At 40.3% G+C, this 7,672-nt stretch carries 9 protein-coding genes and 1 tRNA gene; 4 read left to right on the top strand and 6 right to left on the bottom strand.

Annotated elements, in window-relative coordinates; genetic code table 11:
- Positions 1 to 109, top strand: a 109-nt coding sequence (locus C7B62_RS23205) for a magnesium transporter (RefSeq protein WP_146132189.1), incomplete at its 5' end; no start/stop codon positions are given.
- 21 nt (positions 110 to 130) lie between these two features.
- Here C7B62_RS23205 and C7B62_RS23200 read toward each other — a convergent pair.
- From C7B62_RS23200 to C7B62_RS26955, 4 genes are all read right to left on the bottom strand, one after another.
- Complete coding sequence (locus C7B62_RS23200) at positions 131 to 1,102, bottom strand: pentapeptide repeat-containing protein (protein ID WP_106243138.1); 972 nt, start codon at positions 1,100 to 1,102, stop codon at positions 131 to 133.
- A gap of 90 nt (positions 1,103 to 1,192) precedes the next feature.
- Positions 1,193 to 1,693 (bottom strand): DUF3122 domain-containing protein, encoded by a 501-nt coding sequence (locus C7B62_RS23195; protein WP_233220120.1) that lies wholly within the window; start codon positions 1,691 to 1,693, stop codon positions 1,193 to 1,195.
- Positions 1,694 to 1,726: 33 nt separating this feature from the next.
- Positions 1,727 to 1,978, bottom strand: coding sequence for a DUF29 family protein (locus C7B62_RS26960; protein ID WP_255414087.1), 252 nt, complete (start codon positions 1,976 to 1,978; stop codon positions 1,727 to 1,729).
- Positions 1,979 to 2,054: 76 nt separating this feature from the next.
- The gene (locus tag C7B62_RS26955; protein WP_106243126.1) at positions 2,055 to 2,183 is read right to left on the bottom strand and encodes a DUF29 family protein; all 129 of its coding nucleotides are present in this window, start codon (positions 2,181 to 2,183) and stop codon (positions 2,055 to 2,057) included.
- A 299-nt stretch (positions 2,184 to 2,482) separates the two neighbouring features.
- Here C7B62_RS26955 and C7B62_RS23180 point away from each other — a divergent pair, with 299 nt between their 5' ends.
- Positions 2,483 to 3,766: a valine--pyruvate transaminase gene (locus tag C7B62_RS23180; protein WP_106243123.1), complete on the top strand. Its 1,284-nt coding sequence runs from the start codon at positions 2,483 to 2,485 to the stop codon at positions 3,764 to 3,766.
- A 41-nt stretch (positions 3,767 to 3,807) separates the two neighbouring features.
- Complete coding sequence (rimM, locus tag C7B62_RS23175; protein WP_106243119.1) at positions 3,808 to 4,461, top strand: ribosome maturation factor RimM; 654 nt, start codon at positions 3,808 to 3,810, stop codon at positions 4,459 to 4,461.
- 64 nt (positions 4,462 to 4,525) lie between these two features.
- Here the strand turns inward: rimM and C7B62_RS23170 are convergent.
- A tRNA-Arg gene (locus C7B62_RS23170) sits at positions 4,526 to 4,599 on the bottom strand.
- Between the two features lie 110 nt (positions 4,600 to 4,709).
- Positions 4,710 to 5,195 (bottom strand): TM2 domain-containing protein, encoded by a 486-nt coding sequence (locus C7B62_RS23165; RefSeq protein WP_106243116.1) that lies wholly within the window; start codon positions 5,193 to 5,195, stop codon positions 4,710 to 4,712.
- Between the two features lie 349 nt (positions 5,196 to 5,544).
- Here C7B62_RS23165 and C7B62_RS23160 point away from each other — a divergent pair.
- Positions 5,545 to 7,672, top strand: a 2,128-nt coding sequence (locus tag C7B62_RS23160) for an AMP-binding protein (RefSeq protein ID WP_233220119.1), incomplete at its 3' end; no start/stop codon positions are given.

Here is a 7,672-nt window from a genome sequence, read left to right as displayed (position 1 = left end):
TTTAGGTTTAGATCCAGCCCTAATGTCTGCTCCCTTTATCACCACTGCTGTCGATGTCCTAGGAGTCCTCATCTACTTTTCTATCGCTCGAACTATTCTGGCTTTATAACTGATCACATTGCTCATTGACTCACGGGTGAGTTGAACCATCGGGCATAACTGTTCCTTTCCAGTTAACACCGCTTAGAATAGTACCTTTTAGGTTAGCACCTCTTAAATTAGCACCTCTTAAATAAACATCAACCAAGCTGGCACTTTCTAGGTTAACCTTTTCCAAGGTAGCTTTAAACAGTAAAGCAAATCTAAAGTTAGCATTTTGCAAATTAGCTCCTTGTAAGTTAGCTCCCTGTAAGTTAGCAGAACCAAAATCGATTTTGTTATCTTGTCGCATATTTGACAAACTCAGTTGTGAGATAGTTGCCAGACTGCTATTGCCTCGATCCGTGTCTTTTAAAACAGCTCCTGCTAGAATGGCGCTGCGTAGATTAGCCGAACGCAGGTTTGCACCTTGTAAAGATGCCTGTTCTAAATTTGATTGGCGCAAACTACAGCCACTAAGATCGGCTCGATCAAAACTAGCAAAGCTAAGATCCGCATTGGTAAAATTAGCCTCGCTTAAATCTGCACGAGTAAAATCTGCCCCGCTTAAATCTACTCCTGTCAAATCTGCCCTACTTAGGTTAGCTCGACTCAAATTAGCCCCACTGAGGTTGGCTCGACTCAAATTAGCCCCACTTAAATCAGCATCCGCCAGGTTAGCACCACAAAAAAAAGATTGACTAAGATTTGCATCGCTTAAGTCTACTCTGGCCAAAGAGGCATTTTCTAAATTAGCCCAGCTCAGATCTGCTCCAGCCAAATCTGCACTATTTAAATTAACTCTTGCCATGTTTGTTTTAATCAACCGAGCATTGCTGAGATTTGCCCGACTGAAATTAGCATCTGTCAGGTTAGTACCACTAAAATTTGCCCAATCTAGCTCAGTGCGACTAAAATCTATGTTGATTAGTTCAGCCTGTAAAATCTGAATTTGACTGAGATTAGCACGACTAAAATCTCGATTGCCCTGTTGGTAAAGCAGCACTAACTCTTCTCCATCCATTAAATTAAATTGCCATTGCAACAACTAGCTGTAGAACACTATGTTCTAGAATTCCCGATCGCCACTCTAAAATAACAGCAAATTTTTGGTTTATTCAATTTCCTGGGTGAGTAGCTGCCATTCTGTTAGAACTGCTTGAGGAATTTTCAGAGCTAACTCTCTATTGTTTTCTAGCGGGACAGATAGTTTTAAGCTTTGTTTATTTGGCAGTTGACTTATAATTGAAGTCAGATCATATTGTCCCACATTGGGCGCAGGGGAAGATTGAGCATAAGCATCAGTGGCAGTGAAGATCTTGCCCTGGGAAGTCAGAATTTCTAAAGATTGAGGATGATTAAAAGAATTAATACCAGGAAATCCTACCAGACGTAAATAATAAGTAGTTTTAATTCCTTGACTCTTGTCGGGAAATAATAATACCTGCCAAGTATTGCCGTCGCGATCTTTGAGGGAGTCTTGGGCATGATAGCGCAACACACCAGGAGTTTCATGATGTTGTCTTAAAAGTGCTGGAGTGGAGGAGGCAAACAATCCCCAACTCACAATTACAACGAGACTAAAAGCAACTAAGCGATTTAACCAGTAATTCAAAGTCTTGCTCAAGATTAATATATTAGTTAGAGATTAATTATCTTCAATTATTTGCTCAATTGTATAAGGACAATTTTCAGGAAAGCGATCGCTTAATGCTGTTTTTCGTTGAACAATCTTTAAGCTTTGGTGATAAATATTCTGAAGATTTTCCTGTAAATAATTCTGATAATTTGTGGTTAATCTATCTTGCAAGTCACTTTGAAAGCTAGCTACTTCAGCTCGCCAATGATTACAAGTTTGTTTTTGTTCATGCCAATAATCAATTAAGTAGTCGTGTAAAATTAATTTCCTAGTTGAAATTGGGTAAAGGGAAAGGGGGAAAGGGAAAAGGTGAATAATAATGTGTAATTAATTTTGTTTAGGCACTTAGTAACCAGTGAACGATAATTTGACGACAAAAACTTTTGCAGGCGTTTCTTTGTTCTCTCCTAAAATCTTCTAGTTCCTCAATGATATTGGCTAAATCTAGTTGCTCTAAATTATGCATTATGCGCTCGCAAATATTCAATTTGCCTATCCAGCCAGATATCCCATGCTTCCTGTTTGATAGTCTTGTCGATCATGGATGTATTTATTTGTTAAATTCCCCAAGCCATAAAAACTATTAAATCTATCAAAAGTTTTCAGCTTTAGGTTCTAAACTTTAATATTTTAGCTTTTATAAGCAACTAGTCGACAGGATTTGCTTAACCACCAAGGGGTAAAATCTTTTCCTGCTTTACTAGACAAACTCAAGCTAAAATAAGCATTACCATGCTTTTCTTCTTCTAATTCCAGGACTAGTTAATGAATCTTGCTTTATCCCAATTTGGTTCGCAGATGTCCCAGCTAACGGGAGTTAGAGCGATCATGAAGGACATTATTGAAACCTTGCGAAATAGCCAAGGAAGAGAGTTTATTAACCTCAGTGCAGGAAACCCCGTAATTTTGTCAGAGGTTGAGCAGTTATGGCGCGACTGTACTCAAGAGTTATTAGATAGCAATGAATACGGCGAAGTGGTTTGTCGTTATGGTTCATCCCAAGGTTATACACCTTTGATTGAAGCGATTGTCGAGGATTTTAATGTCCGTTATGGCTTAAAATTAAGCGATCGCCATATTTTAATTACAGGGGGTTCTCAGGCTCTTTATCTCTATGCTACTAATGCTTTTGGCGGTTATACAGCGTCAGGAGAGCTTAAGCAGGTAGTATTACCTCTTAGTCCTGACTATACGGGATATGGCGGGGTGAGTCTAACTCCAAAGGCTTTGTTGGCATATAAACCGACTTTAGAAATTGATGAAGCGAACCATCGGTTTAAATACCGTCCTGATTTTAGTCAGCTACAAATTAATCAACAAACTGGGTGCGTAATTTTTTCTCGCCCCTGTAACCCTACAGGAAATGTAATTAGCGATGAGGAAGTAACTAAGATTGCTAATCTAGCTGCTAGTCATAATGTTCCTGTGCTAGTAGATTCGGCTTATGCGCCTCCTTTTCCCGCCTTAAACTTTACCGAGATGAATCCTCAGTTTGGCGGGAATATTATCCACTGTATGAGTCTATCCAAGGCGGGATTACCAGGAGAAAGAATTGGAATTGCAATTGGCGATCCTCAGTTAATTGGGATCTTAGAATCTTTTCAGACTAACGCCTGTATCCATTCTTCTCGCTATGGACAAGCGATCGCCGCTAAAGCAATTTCCTCTGGTAAACTAGCTAATCTTGCCCTCAACGTAATTCGTCCTCACTATCAACATAAAATAGAAGTCTTAGCCAATACTCTCGATGCAGCTATGCCCGATATTCCTTGGTACTTACATCAGGGCGAAGGAGCAATTTTTGCTTGGCTGTGGCTGAAAGATTTACCAATGACAGACTGGGAATTTTATCAAGAATTGAAGCAGGTAGGAGTGATTGTTGTACCTGGAAGTACCTTTTTCCCTGGCTTACAAGAAGATTGGCAGCATAAACAGCAGTGTCTACGCATTAGCTTAACAGCGACGGAGACAGAAATAGCCGAGGCAATGAAACGTTTAGCCCAAGTCGCACAGCAAGTATATCAGTCGGTAGTTTTGAGCCAGCATTAACCAAGAAGTAAATTAAATTTTATTGAACAACTAACAGCTATATGAATGATGAATCACAAACTATTAACCAACCAGAATTATTAGCAGTTGGGACAATCACTTCCCCTCAAGGTTTAAAAGGAGAGTTGCGGGTATATTCTGATTCTGATTTCCCTGAACGTTTTACCAAAGCAGGAACTCGTTGGCTACAACATCCTGATACAGGAGCTATTACAGAAGTACAATTAAAAGGTGGTCGATATCTAACGGGCAAAAACCTCTACGTGATTAAGCTAGAGGGAGTGGAAGATCGTCGCCAAGCAGAAGAATTTCGTAACTATCAATTGTTGGTGGATAGAAGCGATCGCCCCAAACTAAGTAAGGATGAGTATCATGTTGCCGATCTTGTGGGTACACAAGTCTACCATCAAGAGACAGGGGAAAACATTGGTGTAGTAGTGGATCTTTATTCTGCGGGTAACGATTTATTAGAAATTAGGTTACATAAGCAGCCAGAAAATAATCCCCAGCCAGAAAAAGATCTTTCTCAAGTCAGCCGTCGCAGCAAACGTAAAAAGTATCGCCCAAAACCCAATAACCCCGTCACTATATTTATCCCCTTCGTTAAAGAAATTGTGCCGATAGTAGATATAGCTAATCAGCGTCTTGAAATATCTCCCCCTGATGGTTTAATTAATATTCACGAACTAGAGTAAAGTAGCGCTCTTTTAATAAGCAGTGGATTTTTGCTCTACCCAATCTTTAAGCTTGAGCGCAATACAGGCCATTCAGGACTCGAACCTGAAACCTACGCCTTAGAAGGGCGTTGCTCTATCCAGTTGAGCTAATGACCCAGATTTGCCAAATAATATTAACACATTATTATTAGTGATTGCCCAAAAATTGACTGGTTACTCAAAATTCCTGAAACTTTTAAAGCATTTGCAACCAGCCAGCAAGTTAACTAAACGTCAAAATAATATCTGACAGCTCCTGTTTGTTCATCATTATCAACATGAGCCAATCCTTGCTTAAGAGCTGTATTTAATAACATTTCTACCTGCTCCAAAGGCAATTCTGTCGCTAACATCGCTTGACCAACAGAGAGAGCATTATTATGATTTGCTGCCGCTTTAAGCAAAATCAACATGGGGTCAGATTTCTTAGGCGTAGCCACTTCTTGTTTGACTAAAGTTACTTGTGGACCATTATTGCGTGCCTCTACCGTTGCCTCATACAACAGGCGCATATTTCTCTCCCTAGTCATTCCAGGAATTAAAAACAAATCAACAAATTGACCAACGCCAAAAAAACCAAAAGTTAAAAAGTAGACTAGCCCACTAGTAATCTTGCCAGAATAAAAGCGATGGATTCCACAAAACCCCATCAAACCAAATGTCCATAGAATATAAGCAACTCCAGGATCGACCTCTTGTTTCTTCTGGTTCATGTTACAAATTAGATTAATAATATCTAGGGTATTTTTATTATAAACATTTTGCTTTAGAGATTACTTAAAAAACCAAAGGTATTAATCATTTGTAAGCTTTGAGCTAATAGTTCGGCACTGCCTAATTAGGGTATAGATTCTGTTTAATTAGCCACAAATTTAACTTAATTCACCACTTTAGGGGCTGATCCTTGGACTTGACATAAGACCTTTACTATATTTTTCCTCCTTGATCGGTTATTCTTTGTCTGAGATATTATTTCATGAGCGAATATTAACAAATGTATCTCGCTTTTGGATAAGCTATTGATATATATCTAGCTTCGTGGGTGGCAAAGAGAGGAGTCGATTGAGCAAGCAAACAACCCTAATAGACCGATTACACGAACAAGCGAGTACTCAGCCTCACAAAAAGGCATTTACTTTCTTGGCTGATGGTGAAACTGAAATCGATAGTCTCACCTATCAACAGCTAAACGAGCAGGCAAAGGCGATCGCTTTTATTCTACAAAGTCATAATGCTAAAGGTCAAAGAGCTTTACTGCTTTTTCAGCCAGGACTAGATTTTATTACGGCTTTTTTGGGCTGTTTATATGCAGGTGTTGTAGCTGTTCCCGTTTACCCACCCAGAGCAAATCGTTCTCTGGAGAGGTTACTAGCGATTGTTGCTGATGCTGAAGCTACTTTTGCTTTAACCACCACCTCGATTCAAGAACAGGTTGCCAGTAAATTTGCTAGTCATAATGCTACGGAAAATATTAAGTTTATCGCTACTGATACTCTAAATATAGATTTAGCTAATAGCTGGCAAGATCCAAAAATCACTTTAAACAGTCTAGCTTTTTTGCAATATACAAGTGGTTCGACGGGCAAGCCCAAAGGCGTAATGGTCAGTCAGGGGAATTTAATCGCCAATTCTGATACTATTCAGCATTGCTTTGGTAATAAATCAGAACATATTTTAACATCTTGGCTACCGCCCTATCACGATATGGGCTTAATTGGTTCGATTATTCAGCCAGCCTATATTGGTGCATCGATGTATCTGATGGCTCCTGTTACCTTTCTCCAGCGCCCTTATCGTTGGCTACAGGCAATCTCCAACTATCGAGGACAGACTAATGGAGGCCCTAATTTTGCCTACGATCTTTGTGTAGAGAGCATTACGGCAGAACAAAAAGCTACTTTAGACTTGAGCTGTTGGGAGCTGGCCTTTTCTGGTGCAGAGCCAGTTAGAGCCGAAACCATAGAGCGTTTTAGCGAGTATTTTCGTGAGTGTGGCTTTCGTCGCCAGGCTTTTTATCCCTGTTACGGGATGGCAGAATCTACCTTGATGATTACAGGGAGTAGAAGAAATGCTGAACCTGTAGTGGCTGCTTTTGACCTCAAACGGTTAGAAGAAAATCAGGCTCTAGCTGTCGACAATAGTGATGCGATTACTTTAGTAAGCAGTGGAGGTAATTCTCCTGCACAAAAAATTGCGATCGCCAATCCTGAAACTTTAAATCAATGTCCTGATGGCGAAATTGGTGAAATTTGGGCAAAAAGCGCTAGTGTGGCGCAGGGATATTGGAATCAACCTGAATTGACTGCCCAGAGTTTTAATGGAGTGTTAGGGGATACTCAAGAGGGAGGATGGTTACGGACAGGAGATTTAGGCTTCTTAGATCGTGGAGAGCTATTTGTTACAGGGCGTTTAAAAGATTTGATTATCATTCGGGGACGCAATTACTACCCCCAGGATCTAGAATTAACTGTAGACAATGCCCATGAAGCAATTCGGGCGGGTAATGTGGCAGCATTTGCAGTAGATGTGGCAGGAACAGAAAAGTTAGTAATTACCCCAGAAATCAAGCGCACTGCACTGCGTAAGTTAAAGATTGAAGAGGTGACCAAAGCAATTCGGAGTGCGATCGCTGAACATCATGAACTACAGGTCGACGCTATAGTTTTATTGAAAACAGGCAGCATTCCTAAAACCTCTAGTGGCAAGATTCAGCGTCATGCTTGTAAAGCTGGGTATTTAAATGGAAGTTTAACCAGTGTGGGGGAATTTAAATTAGAAGGAGCAAGGCACGTCCTACCCGCAGCAGGTGCGAAGCAGGAGAAAGCCAAGCTTTTTTCTCAACAGCAATCTAATCAAAAGCAAATTGAAATCCAAAATTGGTTGCGGGAAAATTTAGCCCAGCGACTCGGCTTACCCATCTCACAAATTGATGTCAAGGAATCTTTTGCCAGTACTGGTTTAAATTCTATGGCTGCGGTTGCTTTATCGGCAGATTTAGAAGATTGGTTAGAAATTAAGCTGTCGCCGACTATTGTTTATGACTATCCCAACATTGTTGAACTGGCAGCCTATTTAGCTGATGACAAATCTGAGCAGAAGATATCCCAGTTGGCACAAGGCAGAATAGAGGAATCGGCTATTGCCATCATTGGGATTGGGTGTCGTTTTCCTGGGGCGAATAATCCAGAAG

Origin of the sequence: Pleurocapsa sp. CCALA 161 (assembly GCF_003003995.1) — a bacterium.
Taxonomy (GTDB): Bacteria; Cyanobacteriota; Cyanobacteriia; order Cyanobacteriales; family Xenococcaceae; genus Waterburya.
The sequence above is the reverse complement of the archived record's forward strand: the minus strand, read 5'-3'. Positions and strand labels throughout refer to the sequence as shown.

What these genes read in the sequence shown, in the direction of transcription:
- C7B62_RS26955 (WP_106243126.1), bottom strand. Translation starts at nt 2,183, where the DNA reads ATGCATAATTTAGAGCAACTAGATTTAGCCAATATCATTGAGGAACTA.
- C7B62_RS23200 (WP_106243138.1), bottom strand. Translation starts at nt 1,102, where the DNA reads ATGGATGGAGAAGAGTTAGTGCTGCTTTACCAACAGGGCAATCGAGAT.
- rimM (WP_106243119.1), top strand. Translation starts at nt 3,808, where the DNA reads ATGAATGATGAATCACAAACTATTAACCAACCAGAATTATTAGCAGTT.
- C7B62_RS23165 (WP_106243116.1), bottom strand. Translation starts at nt 5,195, where the DNA reads ATGAACCAGAAGAAACAAGAGGTCGATCCTGGAGTTGCTTATATTCTA.
- C7B62_RS23180 (WP_106243123.1), top strand. Translation starts at nt 2,483, where the DNA reads ATGAATCTTGCTTTATCCCAATTTGGTTCGCAGATGTCCCAGCTAACG.